Source organism: Streptacidiphilus rugosus AM-16, from assembly GCF_000744655.1.
Lineage (GTDB): Bacteria > Actinomycetota > Actinomycetes > Streptomycetales > Streptomycetaceae > Streptacidiphilus > Streptacidiphilus rugosus.
In genome coordinates, this window is record NZ_JQMJ01000002.1 from 1 (window position 1) to 22,786 (window position 22,786).

General features: G+C 68.2%; 16 protein-coding genes and 6 pseudogenes. 8 read left to right on the plus strand and 14 right to left on the minus strand.

The annotated features are described in order from the left end of the window. A partial coding sequence (locus BS83_RS02830) for a hypothetical protein (RefSeq protein WP_037600636.1) occupies window positions 1-517 on the minus strand: 517 nt, incomplete at its 3' end. Window positions 518-1,267: 750 nt separating this feature from the next. Continuing rightward, window positions 1,268-1,933, minus strand: coding sequence for a DUF4097 family beta strand repeat-containing protein (locus tag BS83_RS02835; protein ID WP_037600638.1), 666 nt, complete (start codon window positions 1,931-1,933; stop codon window positions 1,268-1,270). Window positions 1,934-2,163: 230 nt separating this feature from the next. Between BS83_RS02835 and BS83_RS02840 the strand changes: the two genes are divergently transcribed. The 4 genes and pseudogenes from BS83_RS02840 (at window position 2,164) to BS83_RS02855 (ending at window position 6,308) form a co-directional block, all read left to right on the plus strand. Beyond that, window positions 2,164-2,877, plus strand: coding sequence for a MarR family transcriptional regulator (locus tag BS83_RS02840; protein WP_037600640.1), 714 nt, complete (start codon window positions 2,164-2,166; stop codon window positions 2,875-2,877). A 24-nt stretch (window positions 2,878-2,901) separates the two neighbouring features. Further along, window positions 2,902-3,609 (plus strand): transposase, encoded by a 708-nt coding sequence (locus tag BS83_RS02845; protein ID WP_051942536.1) that lies wholly within the window; start codon window positions 2,902-2,904, stop codon window positions 3,607-3,609. Window positions 3,610-3,754: 145 nt separating this feature from the next. Further along, window positions 3,755-4,506 (plus strand): annotated as a pseudogene (locus BS83_RS02850) (transposase family protein). Between the two features lie 152 nt (window positions 4,507-4,658). Further along, window positions 4,659-6,308 carry a hypothetical protein gene (locus BS83_RS02855; protein ID WP_157596859.1) on the plus strand — a complete coding sequence of 550 codons (1,650 nt, stop codon included), beginning with the start codon at window positions 4,659-4,661 and terminating at the stop codon, window positions 6,306-6,308. A gap of 361 nt (window positions 6,309-6,669) precedes the next feature. Here the strand turns inward: BS83_RS02855 and BS83_RS02860 are convergent, their stop codons facing one another. Next, window positions 6,670-8,073: an IS1380 family transposase gene (locus tag BS83_RS02860; protein WP_037600644.1), complete on the minus strand. Its 1,404-nt coding sequence runs from the start codon at window positions 8,071-8,073 to the stop codon at window positions 6,670-6,672. A gap of 356 nt (window positions 8,074-8,429) precedes the next feature. On the opposite strand from BS83_RS02860, the pseudogene BS83_RS02865 reads away from it, so the two are divergent. Further along, window positions 8,430-9,676, plus strand: a pseudogene (locus BS83_RS02865) (IS110 family RNA-guided transposase). A 177-nt stretch (window positions 9,677-9,853) separates the two neighbouring features. Here BS83_RS02865 and BS83_RS02870 read toward each other — a convergent pair. The 4 genes from BS83_RS02870 to BS83_RS02885 all read right to left on the minus strand — a co-directional run bounded on the left by BS83_RS02870 (window position 9,854) and on the right by BS83_RS02885 (window position 11,169). Beyond that, window positions 9,854-10,042: a hypothetical protein gene (locus tag BS83_RS02870; protein ID WP_037600647.1), complete on the minus strand. Its 189-nt coding sequence runs from the start codon at window positions 10,040-10,042 to the stop codon at window positions 9,854-9,856. 49 nt (window positions 10,043-10,091) lie between these two features. Next, complete coding sequence (locus BS83_RS02875) at window positions 10,092-10,400, minus strand: hypothetical protein (RefSeq protein WP_037600650.1); 309 nt, start codon at window positions 10,398-10,400, stop codon at window positions 10,092-10,094. 72 nt (window positions 10,401-10,472) lie between these two features. Then, complete coding sequence (locus BS83_RS02880) at window positions 10,473-10,904, minus strand: ATP-binding protein (protein ID WP_051942537.1); 432 nt, start codon at window positions 10,902-10,904, stop codon at window positions 10,473-10,475. Between the two features lie 16 nt (window positions 10,905-10,920). Next, a complete protein-coding gene (locus BS83_RS02885; RefSeq protein ID WP_037600652.1) occupies window positions 10,921-11,169 on the minus strand; it encodes a hypothetical protein in 249 nt (82 codons plus the stop codon). A gap of 417 nt (window positions 11,170-11,586) precedes the next feature. Here BS83_RS02885 and BS83_RS02890 point away from each other — a divergent pair. Both BS83_RS02890 and BS83_RS02895 read left to right on the plus strand, forming a co-directional pair. Further along, a pseudogene (locus BS83_RS02890) lies at window positions 11,587-12,305 on the plus strand (IS6 family transposase). Between the two features lie 627 nt (window positions 12,306-12,932). After that, window positions 12,933-13,478, plus strand: a complete 546-nt coding sequence (locus BS83_RS02895; protein ID WP_037600653.1) for a hypothetical protein — start codon at window positions 12,933-12,935, stop codon at window positions 13,476-13,478. Between the two features lie 349 nt (window positions 13,479-13,827). Here BS83_RS02895 and BS83_RS02900 read toward each other — a convergent pair whose 3' ends face one another. The 7 genes and pseudogenes from BS83_RS02900 to BS83_RS41305 all read right to left on the minus strand — a co-directional run bounded on the left by BS83_RS02900 (window position 13,828) and on the right by BS83_RS41305 (window position 21,212). Then, window positions 13,828-14,028, minus strand: a complete 201-nt coding sequence (locus tag BS83_RS02900) for a helix-turn-helix domain-containing protein (RefSeq protein ID WP_037600657.1) — start codon at window positions 14,026-14,028, stop codon at window positions 13,828-13,830. Next, window positions 14,015-14,587 (minus strand): Uma2 family endonuclease, encoded by a 573-nt coding sequence (locus tag BS83_RS02905; RefSeq protein ID WP_037600660.1) that lies wholly within the window; start codon window positions 14,585-14,587, stop codon window positions 14,015-14,017. The genes BS83_RS02900 and BS83_RS02905 overlap by 14 nt, the downstream gene beginning before the upstream one ends. A 155-nt stretch (window positions 14,588-14,742) precedes the next feature. Beyond that, window positions 14,743-15,123 carry a PIN domain-containing protein gene (locus tag BS83_RS02910; RefSeq protein WP_037600662.1) on the minus strand — a complete coding sequence of 127 codons (381 nt, stop codon included), beginning with the start codon at window positions 15,121-15,123 and terminating at the stop codon, window positions 14,743-14,745. After that, complete coding sequence (locus BS83_RS02915) at window positions 15,120-15,377, minus strand: hypothetical protein (protein ID WP_037600664.1); 258 nt, start codon at window positions 15,375-15,377, stop codon at window positions 15,120-15,122. The genes BS83_RS02910 and BS83_RS02915 overlap by 4 nt, the downstream gene beginning before the upstream one ends. A 607-nt stretch (window positions 15,378-15,984) precedes the next feature. Further along, window positions 15,985-16,702, minus strand: a pseudogene (locus BS83_RS47115) (IS6 family transposase). Window positions 16,703-17,045: 343 nt separating this feature from the next. Continuing rightward, window positions 17,046-18,432: pseudogene (locus BS83_RS47120) on the minus strand (IS1380 family transposase). Window positions 18,433-18,632: 200 nt separating this feature from the next. After that, window positions 18,633-21,212: a family 43 glycosylhydrolase gene (locus BS83_RS41305; RefSeq protein ID WP_157596860.1), complete on the minus strand. Its 2,580-nt coding sequence runs from the start codon at window positions 21,210-21,212 to the stop codon at window positions 18,633-18,635. Window positions 21,213-21,419: 207 nt separating this feature from the next. On the opposite strand from BS83_RS41305, the pseudogene BS83_RS02950 reads away from it, so the two are divergent. Continuing rightward, window positions 21,420-22,653, plus strand: a pseudogene (locus BS83_RS02950) (IS3 family transposase). Window positions 22,654-22,786: the final 133 nt, after the last annotated feature.

Below are 22,786 nucleotides of genomic sequence, written 5' to 3' on the forward strand. Positions count from 1 at the left end.
GCCGAGACCGGTACCCGGGGCCGGTAGTAGCACTCCAGCTCACGGCCGGTGAACCCGTTGCCGGTGCCATGCGCGAGGCCGGGCGCGGTGGCCGGTGGCGTGGGTGGAAGGGGGGAACGACGGCAGCGCCACGATGTCGTCCTCGGCGGCCAGGTGCAGGGATGCCGTCGTCGGCGGTACGGAACGCGATCACGAGGTCGACTCCCCCGCCGCGCGGGTCCGTCGGCAGGCCGTGGCCCTCCAGGACCCGGCTCAGCTGGGACGGCGCGATGCCCGCGGCCGTGCTGAGGGTGCGCCGGTTCGCGTAGGGGCCGGAGGTGTCCGCGCGGGCCAGGGCGATCTCCTTCACCGTGCTCAGGCGGGCGTTCAGGCGCTGGAGGTCTGCGACCAGCTCGACCAACTCGTCGAAGTCCGTCGCCGTGGGCGGTGCCACAGGAGCCCCGCGCAACGCGCCGGCCAGCACACGGGCCAGATCGTCCGTGATGTCGAACCGCTCCCCGCCGATCTCTACCCGCATCCCCCACCGCCCTCAAAAGCTACACCTGACTCAAATGCTACAGAGGGGTGTTGTTTTCTCCGCACGGCACGCGCGGGGTGCCGTGCGGGTGCCGTGCGGTTGTCGTGCGGTTGTCGTGCGGTTGTCGTGCGGGGGGCGATGAGGTCGGAAGGGCGCGGGGGTGTTCGGGCGTGGGTGGGTGGGGTGTCGGGTTGTGTCCGGCTGCTGGTGGGTCCGGGTGGGTGGTCGGCGACGTGGCGTTGCGGCGTGCGACCGTCGGGCGCGGCGCTCGGGTTGGTCGGTGTGGGGTGGCGGGTCCGTGTGCGGTCGCTGCGCCGTGGCTCTTCAAGGCCCGGGCTACCGGGCGTAGCGTCCACACCCATGACGCCGCCCGGCAGGCCTGCGGATGCCGCCGGGCGCTGGGCGCTGGGCGCGGCGTGCCGCAGCCGCGCTGCTCTGGGTTTCGATCACTCGCGGCCGGTATGCCGGCACCGGCGTCGACCCGGCCCGGGCCTGGTTCGTGACCGGGAGCCGGCGGATCGGGTCGGACCCGCCGCCGCCGAGGTCGCGCGTGGGCTGGTGGAGTCGGTTTCGGTATCGCGTCGCGCGCCGGTGTGGCGGGGACAGGACGGTCGGGCCGGGTGTGGCCGTCGGCAGGGGCGGGGGCAGGGGCGCGGTGGTTCCGGCGGATCGGGTCGGGCATGGTGTCGTGGCGCTCGGGGCGGGGTTCTGGGCCGGTGTGCGGCGTTGGGATCCCCGCCCCGTTCCGGGTCACAGGCTGTGGGCGGTGATGTCGCCGCGGTGGGTGGTGGCGCGGATGGTGAGCCCGGTGGCGCCGTCGTTCTTCAGGGCGTTGCTGACACGGCCGTGGCCGGTGCCGGCGTTCAGGGAGGCGGAGACGCCGGGGGCGGCGGCGACGGTGACGTGGCCGTCCTGGGTGCGCAGGTCGACGGTGCCGCGGTGGGCCTCGGCGACGGTGATGTCGCCGCGGTGGGTGGTGATCTGGGCCGGGCCGGTGATCCGGCCGATCTCCACGTTCCCGTCGACGGCGGTCAGGCGCAGGCTCGCGGCCTCGTCGACCTTGATGTGCTGGTAGGCGCCCTCGAAGACCAGGTCGCCCAGGCGTCCGACGACGCGCAGTTCACAGGCGTCGGCCTTGGTCTGGACGTGGGAGCCGGCGGGCAGCTGCACGGTGACCTGGACCGACCCGGACGGGCCGAACAGCTGGTTCTTCGGCTCGGCGGTGCTGATCCGCAGCACGCCGTCGGTGTGGGCGACCGAGACCTGCTCGGCGGCCTTCACGTCCCGGCTGCGGGACGGGTCGGCGGGGCGGACCTCCACGGTGATGTCGGTGCGGTCGGCGGCGATCAGGTGGACGCGTCCGGAGGGGATGCCCAGGACGGCGGTGACCGGGGCGGTGGCGGGGAACTTCTGCATCATGCTCTCCTGTGTGCGTTGCTGTTTCTGATGTCGAGAACGCTACGTTGCGTTCTAGGTTTCGGCAACACACTTGTTGCGCCAAATCAGCTTCAGTACAGGTCAATGCCTGGATTTCGTTGCACCGAGCTTAGATCTAACGCAACGACAGGAGGAGGGATTCGTTGCATTGATGTGGAGTGAACGCTAGGGTGGCGGCGAAGAGGACAGCTCACACGAGGGAGACGCAGGTGCCGGGAGGCCGACTCACCGCACAGGAACGCCAGCAGATCGCCTCAGGGCTGGCCGACGACCTCCCCTACGCCGAAATCGCCCGCCGCCTGGACCGCCCCACCTCCACCGTCACCCGCGAGGTCGAACGCAACGGCGGCCCCACCGCCTACCGCGCCGACCTCGCCCACCGCGCCACCGAACACCGCGCCCGCCGCCGCAAGCAGGCCGCACCCCGCGGCCCGGGCCCGGCGGGGCGCGGACGCGACGACGTCGCGCTGCGGGAGTACGAGGAGAGCTTCACCACCCTGCTGATGGGCCAGGGCCTGCCCCGGATGACCGCCCGGGTCCTGACCCGCCTGATGACCGCCGACACCGGCGTCACCGCCGCCGAACTGGCCACCGGCCTCGACATCAGCGCGGCGTCCGTCTCCAAGGCCATCACCTTCCTGGAGGCACAGGGCCTGACCCGCCGCGAACGCGACGAACGCCGCCGCGAGCGCTACTTCGTCGACGAGGACGTCTGGTACCAATCCACCATCGCCGCCGCACACGGCATCGCCCAGGTCGCCACCACCGCCCGCCAAGGCATCCCCGTCCTGGGACCCGACACCCCCGCCGCCACCCGCCTGGAAAACATCGCCCGCTTCAGCGACTTCATCAGCGAAACCATGCTCCACGCCGCCGAACAGGTCCGCGCCATCCTCCACACCAAACCCCCCACCACCCACTGACCGGCCAACCCCCAAGCCACGAACGTGGCCACCACCGACGCGACTGTGCCGGACACGGTGATGACCGAGCCGATCCACCAGGCCCTCGCCAGCCGGGATCTGACACCGGGAGAGCACTACGTCGACTCCGGCTACCCGTCCGTGGCGCTCGTCGCCTCCTCCCTCAAGGATTTCGGAACCGTGCTGGTCAGCCCGCTATTGGGCGACTGCTCACCCCAGGGCCGGTCCAGCGCCGGCTACGACCGGACCGCGTTCGCCGTCGACTTCGAACAGCAGCACGCGATCTGCCCGCAGGGCCACGCCAGCTCCTCCTGGAGCCCCTGCACCCAGCGCGGCAACGACGCCGTGGTCATCAAGTTCGCCAAAACCACCTGTGCACCCTGCCCGACACGCGACCGGTGCACCACCTCGAAAGCCGGATACCGGCAGCTCACGGTCCTGCCCCGCCAGCTCCACGAACTCCAGCAAGCCGGCCGTCTCGCCCAGGCCACCCGCGACTGGCGGCACAAGTACCGGCTACGCGCCGGCGTCGAAGGCACCGTCCACCAGGCCGTCGCGGTCACCGGCACCCGCCGTGCCCGCTACCGAGGCCTGGCCAGAACCCACCTCGAACACGTCTACAGCGCCGTCGCCCTCAACCTGATCCGGCTCCACGCCTGGTGGAACGGCCACTCCCTGGACCGAACCAGAACCAGCCACCTCGCCCGCCTCGAACTCGCCCTGGCAGCCTGACCGAATTAACCATCAGAGAGCCTTTTCAGAGTGGGCACCGATCGGGTGATGTCTCCCGGCACCGCTGACCGCAGGAGAACGCCCGAGGCCCTCGGGGTGTTGAGAGAGGTGCTTGAAGTCTCAACTCATCACCCAGAGCGCCTCGTTGGTCACATATCCTGCCGCACTCGACCTGCCCCATGCGATCGTCGAGTGGGTCACCCATGCTGATTGTCACCCGTGAGGGTGACCGCCGGTGCAAGCTCCGCCCGTCCCAGCGCGCCCTGATCGCGCTGGTGTACCTGCGCAAACACGACACCCTGGCCCAGCTCGCGGCCGGCTTCGGGATCAGCGTCGGCACCGCGCACGCCTACGTGCATCAGGTCATCGGCCTCCTCGCCCACCGGGCGCCGGGTCTGACCCGGGCACTACGCGAGGCCAATGAGGAGTACGTGCTGGTCGACGGCACCCCTCGCACCGCGCGACCGGGTCGGCGACGGCCGCGCCGACTACAGCGGAAAACACCGCCGCCACGGCGTGAACCTGCAGGTCATCACCGGTCCCGGCGGCAACCTGCTCTGGGTCTCCCGCCCGCTGCCGGGCCGCACCCACGACCTCACCGCCGCCAGGCGTCACCGCGTCATCGCCACCTGCGCACGGCTGCGGATCCCTGCCCTCGCCGACCTGGCCTACACCGGAGCGGGCCCGGGTGTCGCCGTCCCGGTCCGCCGCCGACCGAAGCGGGAGCTCACCGCGAAGGAGAGGTCGCTGAACAAGGGCCACGCCCGGCTCCGCTGCCCGGTCGAACGAGGCGTCGCGACCCTCAAGCGCTGGCGGATCTTCCGCCATGCCCGCTGCAGCCCCAGCCGACTCGCGTCAGCAGCCAAGGCGGTGCTCACCCTGGAGAGGCAACGCTGAAAACGCTCAGAGTCCCGATCGAGGAGAAACCCTAGCCAGCCGCCCAGCAGTCCAGCGCTGGCAGTTGCCCGAAGGAACGACCGGACCGCCCTACCCTGCGGCCCACCGCCGCTGGAACTGTTGTTTGGGTAGCGGATAGAAGTGGAGCCATAATGGAAGCCAATCCAAATACTTTGCTTAGTAATCTCCAGAGCAGCGCTCCCTCGGCGGAATTCACGCTCCTACTGAATTATCTCTGGGAGCAGTCTCCCACGTGGTGGGATGCCTTCCAGAACTGGGACGACTTCCTGGCCTTCGCCATCGACAGCTACGGCCCCACAATCGCCAGTATCGGGGGCTGCCAGCTCGACGTGCTGGACAGGGCCCTGGACGCCCACAGCGACCCCAGCAGCGCCGGGAAGTACGCGGAGATCAAGCGCATCCTATTGCTGGCCTACGCGCAGCCCGCCGCGTCGACCATCCCTGTGACTGAGGAAAGCAAGGACCAAAAGGACAGGCGTCGGCAAGAACTGGCCGTCTATAAAACCGTCCGCCAGCTTGCAAAGGATGACAAAACCTACGCGGCCTACGACCCCACCTGGGAGTGCGCATACGACCCCGTCGATGATATTTACCTGTGGCGCAAGTCTAACCCGTCTAACGCGGGCGCGTGGGGCACTGCACTGCCACCGTATGCGAAGCCAAGGGCTCGTTACACCGGCATAGCGAAATACGATGAGAAGGGTTGGTGGTACGGCATAGACAGCATGGGAAGCAAATCAAACCCGGAGGAGCGCTGGAGGTACATCAAGAGCACGAGCAAGCCCACCGGAAAAGAAGACCCAGTGCGGTGGCTCACTCTTCGAGAATACGAACTGGCCACCACACCACTCAGGCCGAACAGATACGAGTACACGATCACAACGCCCGGAGGGCGGACCGCCACGCAACCGCTGAAGGGTCCCCTGCTCGATCTCCTCCAGGGAAAGTCGTGGTACCAGGACGTCCTGCTTCCCGACGCCGGCGAGGTGAAAAAAGACGGGATTTCGGCTTGGGTCATACCCGGCAGCCTTGGCAATGCCACGTTGCATGTGTCCGTCTCCCCGTCCGGCCTTAAGGCCCAAAATCGGGCCGCGCTGGCCGGGTACCCATCAGAGGGGGCCGACGTGTCGTTTGTCGGGTTCGAGGGCCTTGTCATCGTTGCTGGGCAGGACTCGGCAACTGACCTCGCGTACCAGATCCTGCGCGATTTTGCGGGGGAAGAGGGAAAGGTTCGCTTCGCCAAGACGGGGGCGAGAACCGTCGCCAAGGTATTCGGCAAGAGGCTCGGCGCCCGCGACTCCATGCAGCTGCTGACCGATGCAGATCAGGCAACAAAGAGCTATTTGATGAAGCTCTACGAAGACACTCGCGGACGAAGCGTGGAGGAAGCCACCCCGCAGTCGGGGGCACCGAATCAGCCCGCCGCCGAAATCAGGCTTCCAGGAAACGGACCCGCCCTTCTCGAACTTTCCTCCGACCAGTGGAGCGCCGTGTACAAGAAGCTAAAGGAGTCCAATCCAATCGCGAACGATCCAGAATTTCCGAGTTATATCAAATTCATCAACGCGGTAATAGAGTACAAAAAATCACCATCTCTAAGCACAGCCAAGGGGGTCCTCCATTATTGCAAGGAGAACGATATCCGCCCGGGGCACTCCATAGCCTCTTACGAGAAGATGAAGGGTACGTTGTTTGATTCTGCCTTCAATCGAGTTTCCATAATAGTCCTAAAGGACCACGACGTGCAGAAGGCGTTGATGCAGGTCCTTGCTCGGGCCTGAATCGTTCATGGCGGCCTTATATACCCAGGCCGCTCGACACTCCGCCCGCCAGGAAGCTTACTCGACCAGTGGCTCTAACCCACACCGGACGGCGTCCAAACACGGCGGAATTCACGAAGCGCCAACGTGTCCACCCGGCACTACAGACGGCCCAGTCCCTGGTGCTTAATCCCACCGGAAGCGTGGTGCTCGTATGACCCGACTAACCTCGCTGTTTCGGTTCGCGTTGGCTGATCTGGGGTGATCCCTGTGGCCGGGGTCGCGGGGCTGTTGTCGGACGGTGGGCATGCCGGTGGCCCGGCGCGGTGGCCGGGTGCTCCGGGGTCCTCGGGTCGTGGGTGGTCAGCGGTGAGGTCGTCGGTCAGGTGGCCGGTCGGGGCAGGGCGACGAGGCGGTTGAACGCGGTGGTCAGTTCGTGGCGCCAGGGCCAGGTGGCGGCGATCCGCAGACGCAGGCGACGGCCTCCGCGGGTGATCCGAGCGGCTGCGTGTAGCACGCGGTAGCGCAGTTTCTTGGGCTGGGCGGTGGCCAACTCGCCCTCCAGCAGCAGGATTCTGGTCCAGGCGAGCAGGTCGATCGCGGTCAGGGACAGCTCCAGCCAGGCCTGGTTGATCGCGAAGTGGCGGGAGGGGAAGCGGCCGAAGCCGGTGGTCTTGCCGCAGCGGATGTGGTCCTCGACCCGCGCGTGGGCTCGGTGTCGGACCTCCAGGTACTGGATGGAGCCGCCGGCGGCGGGCGTGTCGGTGAGGAAGACCTGGTGACGCATGCCTTCGTCCTGGTCGAACAGGGACAGCTGGGCTCCGGGATGGGGGCGCTCGCGGCGGACGATGAGGCGGGTGCCGTCCGGGTATCCGGTGAGGTCGACCAATCCGGTCAGCTCGGCGACCTCGGCACCCGCGCGCAGGGTGCCGTCCTGTTCGAGGGCGGGGTGCCAGACCTGGTCGGGCAGGACCCGGATGGCCTTGCGGACCGGTTCGGTGACGGCGTGCCCGACGGAGAAGGTGGTGCGGATCCCGCGCTTTCGCAGGTCGCGGAGGTGGTTGAGGAAGGCCTTCGCGCCGCCGGCGCTGTCGGCGCGGACGAGGATCTCGGTGCCGTGGCGGTGGGCGTCGGGGATCTGTGCGAGGGCCTGGTCCAGGACGGTGATGTGGTCGGCCGCGGTGTTCGCTCCGGCGTTGCCCGGCCGCAGGATGCCGGCGAGGGCCTCGCCGGTGTTGTCGAGGAAGCACAGCAGCGGGTGGTAGCCGAAGCCGCGTTTGTAGGTGGCGGCGGCCTGTTCCTTCTCGGAGTGGCAGGTGACCAGGGTCGCGTCGATGTCCAGGACCAGACCCGGCAGTTCACGCCCTCCCGCTTGTGAGCCGGGTATGGGGCGTCCGGTCTCGTCGACCTGCAGCCAGGCGACCTCGCGGGCGGTGGCCCCGGCTGCCCGCAGCGTGTTCAGGGCTGTTTCGTCGATGCCGGCCAGCACGCGCCAGGCGGTCGGGGTGGACGCGACGGGGCCGAACACGTCGGCCTGGTCGCGCAGCACGGCCAGGTCGGCGATCGCTTCGCCGCCGTCGGCGAGCATGACCGCGAGGTCCACCGCGACGCGGCCGGGGTCGTGTCCGGTCCCGCGCGGTCGCAGCCGGTGCAGGGCCTCGCTGAAGGCGCCGGTCAGCGTGGTGGCGTCGGCAAGATCCGCGAGCAGACGCGAGCCGGCGTGGCTGACCACCCCGTTCCCGTCGGCGCTGACGACGAGCTTGGGGCGAGACCGGGTAGTGTGCACGCAGAAAGTGCCTTCCCACTGGAACGACTGGGACCTTAAACAAGCCTCATCGTTGCAGCTCAGCAACGTAGCGCGCCTTCGGCGTGCGCCGGGGGGCGGGTAAATCCGGTGCGCGTGCCGTGGGTGCGTCTGTGCGCTGTGGGCTGGCGTGTCGGTGGCCGGGACCATGGTGCTGCCGTCCCGGCCAGCACCGTTGCCTTCTGTGATACCTCGCAGTTCGTAGCTCAGCATGGTGGTGAGGGCCGCCGCGGGAACCGTGGACTGTTGCCTGAGCACGAGCGTCAGATTCCTGATCCTCCAGTGCCCTCCCGGGGCGGCACCCGTCACGACCACCGCCGACCCGAAGGGAGCGGGGCATGGAGATCCTCCACGAGCGCTGCGCAGGCATGGACATCAGCAAGCGGGACGCCAAGGTGTGCGTCCGTGTCCCGAACCCGGGCCGCAAGGGCAGTTTCACCACCACGACCTGGGGCGCAACCACCGGCGCCGTCCTCGACCTGCGGGAACACCTGCTCGCCGCTGGCGTGACGCTGGTGGTCATGGAGGCCACCTCGGGCTACTGGAAGGGCTTCTACTACCTGCTGTCCGAGGGGCTGAACGTCATCCTGGTCAACGCCCGCCAGGCCAAGAACCTCCCCGGACGCAAGACCGATGTCTCCGACGCCGCCTGGCTGGCCCAACTCGGAGCGCACGGCCTGCTGCGCGCGTCGTTCGTCCCCGACGAGCCGGTGCGGGAACTGCGCCACCTCACCCGCACCCGCACCCACGCACCCACCTGACCCGTCAGCGCGGTCAGATCGTCCAACGGCTGGAGAAGCTGCTGGAGGACTCCGGAATCAAGCTCTCCTCGGTCGCCGCCGACATCACCGGCGTGTCCGGGCGCGCGATGCTGGAATCTCTGGTCGCAGGCGAGCGCGACCCGCAGGTGCTGGCCGACCTGGCCAAACGCAGGATGCGGCACAAGATTCCGGAGCTGACGCAGGCGCTGGACGGGCACTTCCGCGAGCACCACGCGTTCCTGGTCCGGCTGCACCTAGACCACTACGACCAGATCACCACGGCGATCGACCGGCTCACCGCGCGGATCGAACAGGCGATGGCACCCTTTCGCCCCGTCCTGGAACTCCTGGACACCGTCCCTGGGGTCAACCGGGCAGTCGCCGGGGTCATCGTCGCCGAGACCGGAGGCGACATGCGCCGGTTCCCCACCGCGAAGCACCTCGCTTCCTGGGCCGGAGCCTGCCCGGGCCACCACGAGTCCGCAGGCCGCGCGAAGAGCACCAGGGTCCGCCCCGGCAACCCCTACCTCAAAGGCGCCCTCGGTCTGGCCGCCTTCGGCGCCAGCCGCACCAAGGACACATTCCTGCAAGCCCGGTACAGACGCCTGGCTGGCCGCCGCGGCGCGATGAAGGCACTCGTCGCCGTCGAGCACTCCATCGTCGTGGCCATCTGGCACATGCTCACCGGCCGCACCCCCTACCACGACCTCGGCGGCCAGTACTTCGCCCAGCTCAACCCCGAGCGCACGGCACAGCGCGCCATCACCCAGCTCAACCAGCTCGGCTACAGCGTCACCCTCAATCCGATCGACCCCGCAGCCTGAGCGCCCACCGTCCCTCCCGGCAGCGGATCACGTGCCGCCGGGATCGCAGCCATGCCCACACCAACGCGGACCTGGGGTTATTTACGCGTCAGAAGGCACTTTCGCTTTTCCGATCATGATCCGGACGCAACCCCAGATGAAACGCGCAGGTTAGCCGAGGACGCCGCCGCCCGGGCTTTACCCGCCGTTCGGCACTGCCTCGCCCGACGGCGCCTGTGCCGGGGCGGGTATCGCGGACTCGATCGTCTGCACGGCCGTCAGCTTGGCGAGCTGTCGGCGTTTCCGGTGGATTCGGCTTTCGATGGCCAGCCACATGAGCAGCAGGAACAGCGGGGTCAGCAAGACGAGCAGGGTGACGGTGATCAAGGGTGCTCCTCGGGCGTGGCCTGCGTAGTCGCGGCGTGCGGCTTGATCCTCAGGTACGTGGCGGCGCTGGGGTCTGCATGGCTCTGCGTTGCGCGGCCCGGGGGCCCACCGGCCCGGACCCAGGCGGCCCGGCACCACGCTCGTGGTCGACCAGATACTCGCTGAGGAAGTGGTCGTAGGGGCGCGGGACGGACGACGCCCCGGCAGGTTCCATGGTCGACGTTGGCAGGTGCGCGGTCACCGCCTTCAGCCACAGGGCCCTGAAGTGCTCCAGCCCGCGGTCGTTGGCGGGGAAACACCGGGCGAGCTGGAGGTAGTCGTCCACGATCGCTCGCTCGATCTCGTCGGTCCAGGTCACGAGGCTCTCCTTGCGGTACGGGGCCAGGGACTGGCATCACTGGCCAGCGGTCTTCGGCACGAGCACGGGTGGTCAGGCCAGCGCCGGGGAAGCTGCGGCGCTGGGTAGTGGGAGCTGGGCCCACACCAGGGTGCGATCGGGATCCCGGTCGCAGCCCCAGGAGTCGGTGAGGATGTCGACGATCGGCAGGCCGCGGCCGTGTTCCGCCTCGTCGCCGGGCAGGGCGGGCGTGGTGGCGGCGGGGCCGGGTCCGGGGTCGGTGACCTCGATGCGGAGCATCCGTCGGCCCGCGTCCGCTACGGCCTTCAGGGCCAGGAGCACCGTCTGGCCCAGGCGGATGGCGTTGCTGACCAGTTCGGAGACGATCAGGAGGGCGTCGTCGGCGATCTGGTCCAGGTGCCACACGTGCAGCTGGCCGGCGACCAGGTGCCGGGCCCGGGCCGGGGCCTGGAGGTCGGGGGGCAGGGTCCACACCGGGGCCGCGGTGGCGGTGTCGGGGGTCATCGCGATCGACTCTCCGCTAGTCCTCGGCCACGGCGAGCGCGAGGGCGATGTCGGCGCGGGTGTAGCTGTGCGGATACCGCAACCGCGGGTCGTGCACCGTCGCGTCACGCAGCCGGCCGTCCTCGCCGCGGTAGCACCGCTGCCGCGGAATCCGCGCCCCGGCCGCCGCGGTGCGGCCGCCAGTGGGTGCGGTCAGGCGCCGGATGTGCCCCGACCAGGACGAGGTCGGTGTGGTGTTGTCGTCGAGTACGGGCTGCGCGTACATCGAGATCACTTCCTGGGTCGCTTTCCCGCCTCGCTCCGCGCCGCGGGACCGTTTCCTGCCTTCTGACATCTACCGTGCGCCCCGACCGGCACCCCTCACATCAGGCACCGTCCCTAGTCCCCACCCCTGTGCCAGGACTAGGGAACCGGGGATACCCCAGGCCGATGCGGGGTGAGGGGTGTGGTCAGTAGCCGCTGGCGCCGTAGGCGATCGCATCGAAGGAACCGTAGGTGGCGTTCGCGTAGCGCACGGAAGCGACGATGTTGTCGACCGGGTTCCAGATATCGGTGTGTGGCCGGGCAGCGCGTACGCGTCGAACGTCGGCTGAATGACCTGCATCAACCCGATCGACGGCATTGTCACGTTAACAGGCGAGCGTGGGATGATCTTGTTGTTGATCATCTCGAGGGAGCGTTCGTGCCGTCGACAGTGCCGTCGTACAAGCGCCACCGCTACCCGGCGGAGGTGATCGCGCACTGCGTGTGGCTGTACTTCCGGTTCCCGCTCTCCTTCCGTGAGGTCGAGGAGCTGATGCTCCGGCGCGGCGTGATCGTCTCGTACGAGACCATCCGGCGGTGGTGTGCCAGGTTCGGGCAGGCCTACGCCGACGGGCTGCGCCAGCGCCGACCCGAGCCGGGCGATAAATGGCATCTCGACGAGGTCTTCGTGAGGATCAACGGGGAGCGGCAGTACTTGTGGCGGGCCGTGGACCAGCACGGCAATGTCCTGGACATCCTGGTCCAGTCCCGCCGCGACAAGGCTGCGGCCAGGCGTTCATGGCGAAGTTGATGAAGAAGCAGTGCCGGGTGCCCCGGGTGCTGGTCACGGACAAGCTCCGCTCCTACGGTGCCGCCCGCCGCGAGTTGATGCCGTCGGTCGAGCACCGCGCCCACAAGGGCTTGAACAACCGCGCCGAGAACAGCCACCAGCCCACCCGCCAGCGAGAACGCGCTATGAAGGGCTTCCGCTCCGCCGGCGCGGCCCAGAGGTTCCTGTCCGCGTTAAGCGGCATCAGCCCCCACTTCCGGCCCGGCCGCCACCTCCTCAGCGCAGCCCGGCACCGGCTCGAAATGACCCTCCGCTTCACCCTCTGGGACCACATCACCGCCGGCATCGGCCTGCCCGCCGCAGCCTGAACCAGGGCCCTGGACCGGCACGACCACGGCCTCGCCCAGCGTCAGACGATCAAGCACCCGTTAACGTGCCAGCACCTCCAGGACTGTGTCGGCGCAAAAGCCCACTGGCGTCGGCGCGACACCGCCCAGCCCCGTGCCGCCAGAGCGAGGCGTGCTCGACGCCCTTGTGCGGAGGGCAGCCATGGCGCTACAGAAATATGCTGGTCGGGAAAGTGTGGTCACCGCGGAGCAGGCGGTCGCGCAGGTGCCCTGGGACCGAAGGTCCGCGACAAGGCCTGTGGGCCAGAAAGTGTCGGCGGATGAAGGGTTCCGTGAGGTGGGCTGGCGGCGTCCGCGTGTCACTGCGGACGTTCCTCCGGGTCATCGTCGTCGTCAACGCCGTACTGCTCGCTGTTGTCCTCGCCTTGAGCGTGTCGGCCGAGCAGAACATGCATGATGCAGCGAAAGCGCAGGCTCGGCGGTCGGAGTCGTTGCAGCTTGCTTACAGCTTCGCCAGTCGTCCGATGACCTCACCAACATGGCCAGGTTGTACGCGTCCACAGGGGAGACACGGTTCCGCGATTACTTCTACGAGATCCTGGCGAACCGGCGGCGGCACAGGATGAGGAGCGGGAATCGCTGCTGCGGGTGCTGGACAACCAGGCCGCCGAGATCCACCGGCAGTTCGGCCCGTACGGCCCGCACCCCCACACGCGCACCGGGGACGCGCGAACCGACTGGCTGGCCTCCTGGCTGGGCCACGCCCCGGCTGTGCGGTTCAGGGGTGAGCAGCTGGCCGAGGACGGTTGGCAGCGCGCGCCGCTGACCGACCCGGACGGCGAGACGTCCGCGTGGACCGTGGCTCGCACGCTTGCCACGCTGCGCAACGGCACGCCGGTGGAGTGGTCCCCGCGCGGCACCGTGACCGCGCTGCGCTTCCGCTGGACGCCAGTGGCCACAGCCCGGCCGTTCCCCGCAGGGGACCCGATCGACTGGGCCCGGGAGTTCACCGGCGCGACCGCGCCACTGGCCGCGCCGGACAGCGCGTGGACGCCCGAGCCCGGAACGGCCACCGCGCAGGGCATCACGGACGCGCTGCGCTCACTGCCCGCTCACGTCGACGTGTCCGAGCGCGCCGGAGAGATCAAGGCCTACGCACAGGACGGCGTGTACCGCTTCACCCCCCGCCGCTGACCAAGCCAGGGGCCGCCCGCACCGGGCGGCCCCACCCCCGGCAGCACAAAGGCCGGCCGCGCCGCCGCCCCGGCGGCACCAGGTCGCCCCACCACGCCCGACGGACCACCCCCAACACCCGCGAGGAGTTCCCGTGACGACCACACTCCCCCGCTGGGCGACGCCGCCCGCCACCCGCTCTTCCGCATGGACGTATGCCACGGAGCCGGATGGACCCGGCACCCGTTCGCCGACCCGGACGGCCAGACGCCCGCCGCCCACGTCGCCGAAGCGCTCGCCCTCATGACCCCTGACACGACTGTGCTGCGCACCGGACAGAGCATCACCACCACCGGGCAGGGTCCGCGATTCATGTCCGCGGTGCGAAGTCCAACACGACGTGGCAGTCCAGGGCAGCAGCTACCCGTTCCAGCACAGGCAGAGTGGGGATGAGCTTCCCTGATTCGATCCGCGAGATCGTCGCTTGCCCAGTACCGGCGCGCTGGGCCAGCTCCGCCTGGGTGATGCCCTTCGCTACCCGCCAGTTCCGCACCACCTCAGCGGTGGTCATCCGGGGTCTTCTCCGGATAAAGCGCCAAGACGCTGGTATCAATGGTCCAGTCACCGACCGGGATAGTGTCCCCGAAGCTGTAATGGACCGTGTTGGCGTACTTCGTTCCGTCGGTGTCCCAGTAGTGGACAGCGGTTCCGTCACGCGGATCCACGATCACGTAGTGGGGGATGCCCATCACGGCATAGTCGCGCAGCTTGTCGACGTAGTCGTTGTCCGGATTCGAGGGAGAGACCACCTCCACGGCCAAGGTTACGGCCTCGGCGCTGATCGCCTCAGCCGTGTACATCGCCGCATCCTCCACGACAATGACATCCGGGCGCCGCATCTTCGCGGCCAGCGGATGCTCGATATCACCCGTATACGCCACCAGCCCCGCCGGGAGCTGCGGGTCGAGCTGTTTGGTGATACGCATCGCAGTTTGATCATGGGCCCCGGTCGGGCTCATCATCATTACGATGTGTCCCCCACTGATCTCAATATGGGGACTGAACGGCGCCGGCGGCTCGAAGTGATCGGCAAAGTCGCGCAGGTGCTGGTAGATCGACTGCTCGCTCATACCACCAGCCTACATGTCGAAATCGACATAACAGGGCAACGATCCGGCACGACCCTGCCGCGCGCCGGTGCCATGGAGGCGCGCCGCGGCACGCGGACTGGACCGTGCTTCCCTGCACGCCCCAGACACACGCCCGCCGTGCTCACGACAAGAAGCTACGGGTTCACGTCCAGTACACGCACCGGCTGGTCTGCCCAGCGTGACGGGTCTGCCGTAGCAATGAACGCACCGTCCGGCCTGTCGGGCGTGGGATCCGCCGCGTACCTGGCGTGCGCGGCAGCCCAGGTGCTTTCCCGTGCAACGGCCAGGGCCGCCGAAAGATCGAGATCCAGCACGAGCACCCCAGGCATCGCGGCAAGGTGCTCGGCCGTTCCAGGGCGCTCACGGTCAGCCTCAACCAGCGCACACGCCGGCGCATAGAGGTTCCACCCGCTCTCCACATGAGCCCGGTGAATCAGCCTGGACACCAAGACGTTCCCGCGGCCGGCCGCGACCATCGCCGTCTCGTCCAGAACCACATGGACAACGTCACTCACGCAGCACCACGCAGGCCAAGGCGCCGATCCAACTCCGCGTCCAGCAACTGCTGCTCATCCTCGCTCGGGTCGTAGCCGTTCCACCGCTGCAACTCCAGGCGCGCCTTCTCAGCACGCTCGGCACGCTCCCGCGGAGTCAGCACGCTCTCCGCGAGCTGTGCAAGGTACGCACGCAAAGACATGCCCTCCGCGGCCGCCACCTCAGCAAGCCGGTCACGCGCATCAGCAGGGATACGCACATTCGCGTCAGCCATCACAACCACCTCTCTTCACCGAAAGCATACGGGTACGCACCCGTATACGTCCGCACATCCGGGGCGAACACATCCGCAGCCACTGGACCTCCCAGGCAGACGCCCACATGTACCCCGCAGGCCGGCAGCCACGGCCACCAGGAGACAGCCAGCCTCACCCACACCACCACCCGCACGGCCGAGAACGCCCTGTGCGGCACGGACCACCCCGACAGCCCGGCCGTGACCGTCGACGCCGCCGGAGTCCTCAAGATCTACAGCACCAACAGGGAGACGATCCGCCTCACCCCCGACCACTGGGCTGCAAGCGGGGCGCAGCGACGACGCACCCCGGACCCGGGCGCTGCGCGGCTGCCCCGCAGGACCCGCGTCCGCACGCGCCGGAGTGCTCCAACGCCACACCCGCGACGGGGCCCACCGCTTCACCCGCCCCGACTCTGAACCGCCCGGCGGCGCCGTGGGCACGCCTCACCCCCGCCCGTCCTGCCCAGGCGGGAGGGCAAGCCCCTCCCGCCCCTGACTGGCCAGGGCGGCACTGTCGCGTTATCGGGTGCTTGATCATCTGATGGCGCGTTGAGGCGTGGGTGGCACTGGTGCCGGGTTTGTGTCAGGCCGCTGCGGGCAGGGCGATGCCGGCGGTGATGTGGCCCCAGAGGGTGAAGCGGAGGATCGTCTCGAGTCGGTTCCGGGCTGCGGTCAGCAGGTGGCGTCGGGTGCGGAAGTGGGGGTCGATGCCACTGAAGGTGGCAAGGAATCTCTGTGCCGTGCCGGCGGAGCGGAAGCCTTTCATGGCGCGTTCGCGCTGCCTCGTCGGCTGGTGGGAGTTCTCGGCGCGGTTGTTCAGGTACTTCGACTGGCGGTGCTCGACGGATCCCATGACCTCGCGGTGGGCGGCGCCGTAGGAGCGGAGCTTGTCGGTCACCAGCACCCGGGGCACCCGGCCCTGCTTCTTCAGCAGTTTCCGGAAGAAACGCCTGGCCGCGGCCTTGTCGCGGCGGGACTGGACCAGGATGTCCAGCACGTCGCCGTGCTGGTCGACGGCCCGCCACAGGTAGTGGCGCTCCCCGTTGATCTTCACGAAGACCTCGTCCAGATGCCATTTATCGCCCGGCCGTGGGCGGCGCCGGAGCAACTGGTCGGCGTAGGCCTGCCCGAACTTGGCGCACCACCGTCGGATCGTCTCGTAGGAGACGATCACGCCGCGTTGCAGCATCAGCTCCTCCACCTCACGGAACGAGAGAGGACGGAAGTACAGCCACACGCAGTGCGCGATGACCTCCGCCGGGTAGCGGGTGGTTCCTGTACGACGGCGACGTCGACGACACGAACGAACCCTCCCTGGGATGAGCAACCTCAAGATCATCCTACGCCCGCCCGGCAACGTGACAGCGCCCGGCACCGGCTCGAGATGATCCTCCGCTTCACCGTCTGGGACCACGTCACCGCCGGCATCGGCCTGCCTGCCACAGCCTGAACCAAGTCCCGAACCCAGCCCGACCACGGCCTCCCACACCGTCAGCCTGGATCCGTCGATTCGATTTCTGTGAGCCGATTCGGGTGTCGCGTGGGTGGATTTCCGCTGGTGGGCAGGGGTGACTGCCGGGTGGCCGTCCCGGCGGCGGGGTCTCCGAGGTCCTCGGGTCGTGATCGGTTGGGGCGGAGGGGAGTTCAGCTCCGCAGGCGGCAGCCGGCCGCTGTCCACAGGTTCTCGAGGGCGTCTTGCCAGGACCAACGCGCGGGCAGGTGGAAGGTCATGGTGCGCCCACCAGCGGCCAGCCGGGGGAACGGCTACCAGTTGGCGGCGGATCGTGCCGGTGCGGGCCCTGGCGTGGAACGCGGAGGCCAAAGTGCCGAGGGTTCGGGTGAGGTTGTGGGCAAGGGTGGCCAGGGTCAGCCACGCGGCGTTCGCGGTGAACTTCCCCGAGGGCAGGTGGGCGAGGGCGGAGTCTTCCAGGTCGGCGAAGATCTGCTCGACGATCGCGTGCGCGCGGTGGCTCTTCTCCGCCTCCACGAGTGGGAATGGGGTGTCGGCGAAGACTGCATGGTAGCGGCAGGCGGGGAACAGCTCGCCCTGGCCGTCCGGGATGTCGTCCTGGTTGAGTCTGCGCACGCGGCGGACCAGCATCCGAGCGGTGACCTGGTACTGCTTCGCTTTCCCGGTGAACGCGGTGTACTGGGCCTCGGCGATTTCGGCGTCGGAGATCCAGCGTTCCTCATCCTGGTCCCAGATTGCTTTCGGGTACTTGATCGCCGTCCAGGTGTCCTCGGGGATCGCGGCGATCAGCTCGCGGACCCTCTTGCGCTGGGCGACGGCGATCGAGAAACGGGCCTTTGCTCGGCGGCAGGCCGCGACGACCTTGTGGGAGAAGAACGCCGAGTCGGCGCGGACCACGATCATGCCGGTGGCGCCCATAGCTCGCACCTGCGATATCGCCTCGGCGACCAGGCTCGCGGCGCCCTTGGCCAAGCCGGCCGAGCCCTTGCGCAGCCGCTCAGCCACGATCACCGGTGCCGAAAGCGGGGTGGAGGCGACCACGATCTGAAAGTGCAGGCCTGTGACCTTGGTGTATCCGTGCTCGGCGCCCTGCTTCCCGGCCCCGTAGACCTGCTTGATCTTGGAGTCGATGTCCAGGAACACGATCTCGTTGCCGCCGGGAAGCAGGTCGCAACTCCCGGCCAGGCGGCAGGTGAATGACCGGGCAGCGGACTGGAGTTGGCGCACGTGTCCCCAGGTGAACGCGCGCAGGAAACCGCCGAGCGTGGACGGCGCACGTGTCCCCAGGCGAACGCCCTGGCCATGGCTCCGTGCCGCAGCACAGTGGTGTCGTCGATCGAGTCGGCCCCGGCGAGCATCGCCGCCACAAGCGACATCACCTTCGCGTCCGCAGCGGCCCCGGCCCCGTTTCTGGCGCCCGCGAGGCGGACCTTTTCGCGGACCAGGCCGGGCAGGCCGCACACCTCCGCAAGTCGCACAGCCGGGGCGAGCCCGCCGTGCGAGCAGGTTCGCGTCGTCGAACGCGGCGAAGGTCACCGCTGGGCTGTGGGAGGATTTCACTTAAGAGGTGCCTTGCCGGTTGGTACTGATGGAAGCGTGAGAACTCCTATCATCCCAGCTCAGCAGGCACCTCCCTGCGTTGGCCCAGCCTCACGCCGACCGCAGATCGGTGGATCCAGGGTCAGACGCTCAAGCACTCGACAACGTGACAGCACCTCCAAATATACCCTCCTGAACTGCGGATATTCGGGCTAGGGGGGCTAGGGGGTGAGGTAACAAGCCTTGACAACGCCGAATATCGGGTCACCACCGAACGAGGCTGAGTTGCACGGAGCCTGGGCGGTGAAGGAGCGGTAGGCGAAGCGCCCCGCCGCGCCGTAGGCAACGGTACGAAATCCGGTGAACGTGCAGGTGCCCTTCTCCGGCGCGCAAGAGGCGGCGTAGCCGACGGGTGCGCCGCTTTGGGTGTAGCAGGATTTACCAGCGCCAGGGGCAGGGTCGATGCCAAAGGCAGCCACCGTGCATGCGGCGCTGCCCTGTCGGGCGATGAAGGAGCCTGCTGCGCCGAACGCGACGACCTGTGCATCCGCGGCGGAGCAGGTGCCGTTCTCCGGGGCGCAGGTGGCCCATCCGCCCGCGGGGGCGCCACTGGGGGCGAGGTAGCAGCTCTTGTGGACGCCGTAGAGGGGATCCCCGCCGAAGGACACGTAGTCGCAGCTCTTGCCGTTGGTCGCAGTCTCGTACGTGAACGCGCCGTTCGCGCCGTAGGCGATCACGTGAGTTCCCGAGAACGAGCAGTAGCCGTTCTCGGATGCGCAGGGAGTGTAGCTGTCGGGCCCGCCGGACGGCGCAACGTAGCAGGACTTCAGCACGCCTGGCGTGGGGTCGCCGCTGAACGTGGAAACCCCACAGATTACGCTGCCGGTCGCTGTCTTGAACAGGTAGCTGCCCGCGCCGTAGGCGATAAGAATCGTTCCGCTGACGCTGCAGGTGCCCCCCTCGCTGGCGCACCAGCTGTATCCGGCGGGCAGGTCTGTGGGGGCGAGCAGATCGGTGTCGCCGACGGAGGTGGTGAACTTCAGGTCGCGGGCGGATTCGGCGGTGAAGGCGCCGCCGCCGTTGGTGCTGTAGCTCTCGGTACCGCTTGCATAGGGGTTTGCGTCGTTGTATTCAAATCCGTAGCAGCCGCTGGAGGTCGCCGACCGCATCCGCAGCGTGTAGGAGTGGCCCGCGGTGACCCGGATCAGTGGGTGGACGGTCATGACGTGCGGTGCTGAGGGGGGCTGCGGCAGGACCTGCGAAGAAAGGGTTGATCCGTTCACTGTGTCCAGGAGGTCAACGATCAGGGGCGCGTTGGTGTGCCAGCTGAACGCCGTGATCGATGCAGAGTTGAGCGTGCCGCTGCGCGATGGAACAAACGTCTGCTGACGCTGGACGTTCCCTGCGATGTCACAGTAGTGCCGGAACCCGGCTGATCCGCTGGACTGGTCCTGTGTGGGCGGTGTGCCGGGTGCGCCCGCGCTGCCGGGCAGGTTCAGTGTGAACGAATCGACACAGGCGATCTGCTGCAGGGCACCGGAGGAGTCGAAGTCCATCGGACCGATGAACAGGTTCGCAGTCGACTCATTGGCGCGCCGACTGTCCCACCGGTCGGACATGAAAAGGTACCGGGTCGAACCGTCAGCCAGTGTCGTCGGGAAACTGGCGAGAGGCTGGCCGCCGCAGCTAGTGCCGTTGACGATCCGGGCTCGCCAGCGCGGTTCAGCTCTACCGGACTGATGGACGCCGTTTGGGTCGTACCAAGCGCCTGACCACGGGCCGAGCATCGAGGTCGCGGTCATCTCGCCGGTACCGCCAGAGCAGTAGGCGCAGGTCGGGTCAGACATCAACGCGTGGTAGACACCGTTCCGCTTAAAGACTGTGAACGCTTCGACATCGCCCAGGCCGAAGTTCGTGTGCTGGCCTGTCACTGACAGGTAGTCGGGAGTGAGCTTCTCTACGACGCCGTCGGCCGTAAGCCCTGCGGCGACCTGGGTGGTGTTGTGGATCAGGTAGGCGTCGCCGTTGTCGTCCTGGAAAAGAGCGAGGTCGACCGCGCCACCGACCGCGAGCTTCGGCGACGGCGCCTGGGTGAACTGCCCGCTGGGGGTGCTGCTGGTGTAGATGTTGTAGACGCCGCCTCCGCCGTCCGACCAGAGTACGAACTTCTGGGTGGCTGCGTTGTACAGGACGTGGGGGCGGAAGCAGTCGCTGCACACGTGGGGCGGGACGACGAACCCGCGATCGGTCCAGTTGACGAGGTCGGGTGAGCTGTAGGCCTTGAACCCGCAGAAGTTCGAGTTACCCCCGTATTCGTAACCGCACGCGTAGCTGGTTCCGTATAGGTAGTAGAGGCCGCCGACCTGAAGGACACTGCCATCGTGGGCGTCCAGAGAGTTTCCGTCGACGTCGAAACGGCTGAGCTGCTGGCCGTTGGAGTCGGCGTTAGTGATCGTGACCCCGGCGTCGGCATATGCACGGGTATCGGTCGGCCCAAGGGGGTGCGGCGCGATGAATGTGACGAAGGTGAGGACTGCGGCGAAGACTGTGAGGACGGCCTTGCGGGCGAGAGCGCGTGGTAGTCGGGGACGGCGAATGGGGGCGGGCGTCATCGGTTGCGGCTCCTTGGCGGCGGGGGAAAACAGCGGGAGCAGGGCAGACAGACAGTCAGTTTTTTGCTGGGCGAGCGGCCGGGTGTCGGAGATGAGGGTGGGGGAGGTCGGGGGCGGCCGGAGGGCGCGGGCTGGATGCCTGATGCTCCGCAGCATGGTGGAGTCGGCGAGGCCGTCGATGAGAGACAAGCTACAGGCGGTGGTGAGCAGCCACAGCCCGGTGCTGGGAGGACCGTGCAACGTCGTACCAACGGTCTACCGATTCCTCATTGCTCGCCGGGACAGTGATCTGTCGTCCGCCCTCTGTCCCAAGAGCAGAGCCCCTCCATCAATTCAATGCGCACTGATCCGCCCCGGGTTTGATGGAGAAATCGAAGACCCGGAAGGATCCCGAGCATGGCTGCTCCTCGTAGGTACCCCGATGAACTGCGCGAACGCGCGACCCGGCTGTGTGTCGAGGCCGCAAGGACCCCGCGGGCCGGGCCGGGGCGATCAAGCGCATCGCCGACCAGCTCGACGTGCACCCCGAGGCGCTGCGCGGCTGGGTGCGGCAGGCCGAGACCGACGAGGGAAGCCGACTCGGGACCACGAGCGCGGACGCGGCCCGCATCGCGGAGCTGGAACGAGAGAACCGCGAGTTTCGCCGGGCGAACTCCATCCTGCGGTCCGCCTCGGCTTTCTTCGCCGCGGAGCTGGACCGCCCGCATCGTTGAGGGTCGCCTACATCGACCAGCACAAGGAGGAGTTCGGCGTCCAGTCGATCTGCGCGGCCCTGGCGGGCACCGACGCCGAGATCGCGCCGAGCACCTACTATGCCGCCCGGGCCCGCCCGGAGGCGGCCCGCACCACCCGCGACCGGGAGTTGACCAGGCAGATCCGTGCCATCCACGCCGACAACTACGGCGTCTAAGGTGCCCGCAAGGTCCACGCCGCCCTGCGGCGCGAGGGCTGGAAGGTGGCCCGCTGTACGGTCGAGCGCCTGATTCGCGAGGCCGGCCTGCGCGGGGCGGTCCGCGCGAAGAGCCCGCGGGCCACCCGTCCCGCTCCCGAGACCGGCCGGCCCGCGGACCTGGTGAACCGGCAGTTCACCGCCGCGGCGCCGAATCAGCTGTGGGTCGCGGACATCACCTACATCAGGACGTTCTCCGGCTGGGTCTACGCCGCGTTCGTCATCGACGCCTTCTCCCGCATGGTCGTCGGCTGGCAGGTCGCCACCAGCCTCCACACCGACCTCGCCCTCGACGCCCTGGAGATGGCCCTCTGGCGCCGCCAACACACCGGCGCCGACCTGGCCGGCCTCACGCATCACTCCGACCGCGGAGTTCAATACCGTTCCCTGCGCTACACCGCGCGCCTCGAGCAGGAGGCCGCCGTGGCCTCGGTCGGGTCCAAGGGCGACTCGTACGACAACGCTCTCGCCGAGGCTTTCAACAGCCTGTTCAAGGCGGAGCTGATCCGCAACAAAGGCCCCTGGACCGGCATCAACGACCGCGAGATCGCCGTCGTCGAGTACATCGACTGGTTCAACCAGCGACGCCTCCACGGCGAACTCGGCCACGTCCCGCTGGCCGAGTATGAAGCCCTTCACGCCGCCGCACCTGTCCCAGAACCCGCCCAGAAAACCAGCTAACCGACCGTCCACGAAACCCGGGGCTTGACACACAGTCAGGGAGTCGGACTGTTGGGGCGGCCCAACAAAGCACGACTTGAGAGTTCCGCAGGTGGGGTCGATCGCGTTGAAGGACGCAAGGTCGCAGGCCACC

What these genes read in the sequence shown, in the direction of transcription:
- BS83_RS02900 (WP_037600657.1), bottom strand. Translation starts at nt 14,028, where the DNA reads ATGACCACCGCTGAGGTGGTGCGGAACTGGCGGGTAGCGAAGGGCATC.
- BS83_RS02835 (WP_037600638.1), bottom strand. Translation starts at nt 1,933, where the DNA reads ATGCAGAAGTTCCCCGCCACCGCCCCGGTCACCGCCGTCCTGGGCATC.
- BS83_RS02855 (WP_157596859.1), top strand. Translation starts at nt 4,659, where the DNA reads ATGGAAGCCAATCCAAATACTTTGCTTAGTAATCTCCAGAGCAGCGCT.
- BS83_RS02880 (WP_051942537.1), bottom strand. Translation starts at nt 10,904, where the DNA reads ATGACCCCCGACACCGCCACCGCGGCCCCGGTGTGGACCCTGCCCCCC.
- BS83_RS02915 (WP_037600664.1), bottom strand. Translation starts at nt 15,377, where the DNA reads ATGGCTGACGCGAATGTGCGTATCCCTGCTGATGCGCGTGACCGGCTT.
- BS83_RS02885 (WP_037600652.1), bottom strand. Translation starts at nt 11,169, where the DNA reads ATGTACGCGCAGCCCGTACTCGACGACAACACCACACCGACCTCGTCC.
- BS83_RS02905 (WP_037600660.1), bottom strand. Translation starts at nt 14,587, where the DNA reads ATGAGCGAGCAGTCGATCTACCAGCACCTGCGCGACTTTGCCGATCAC.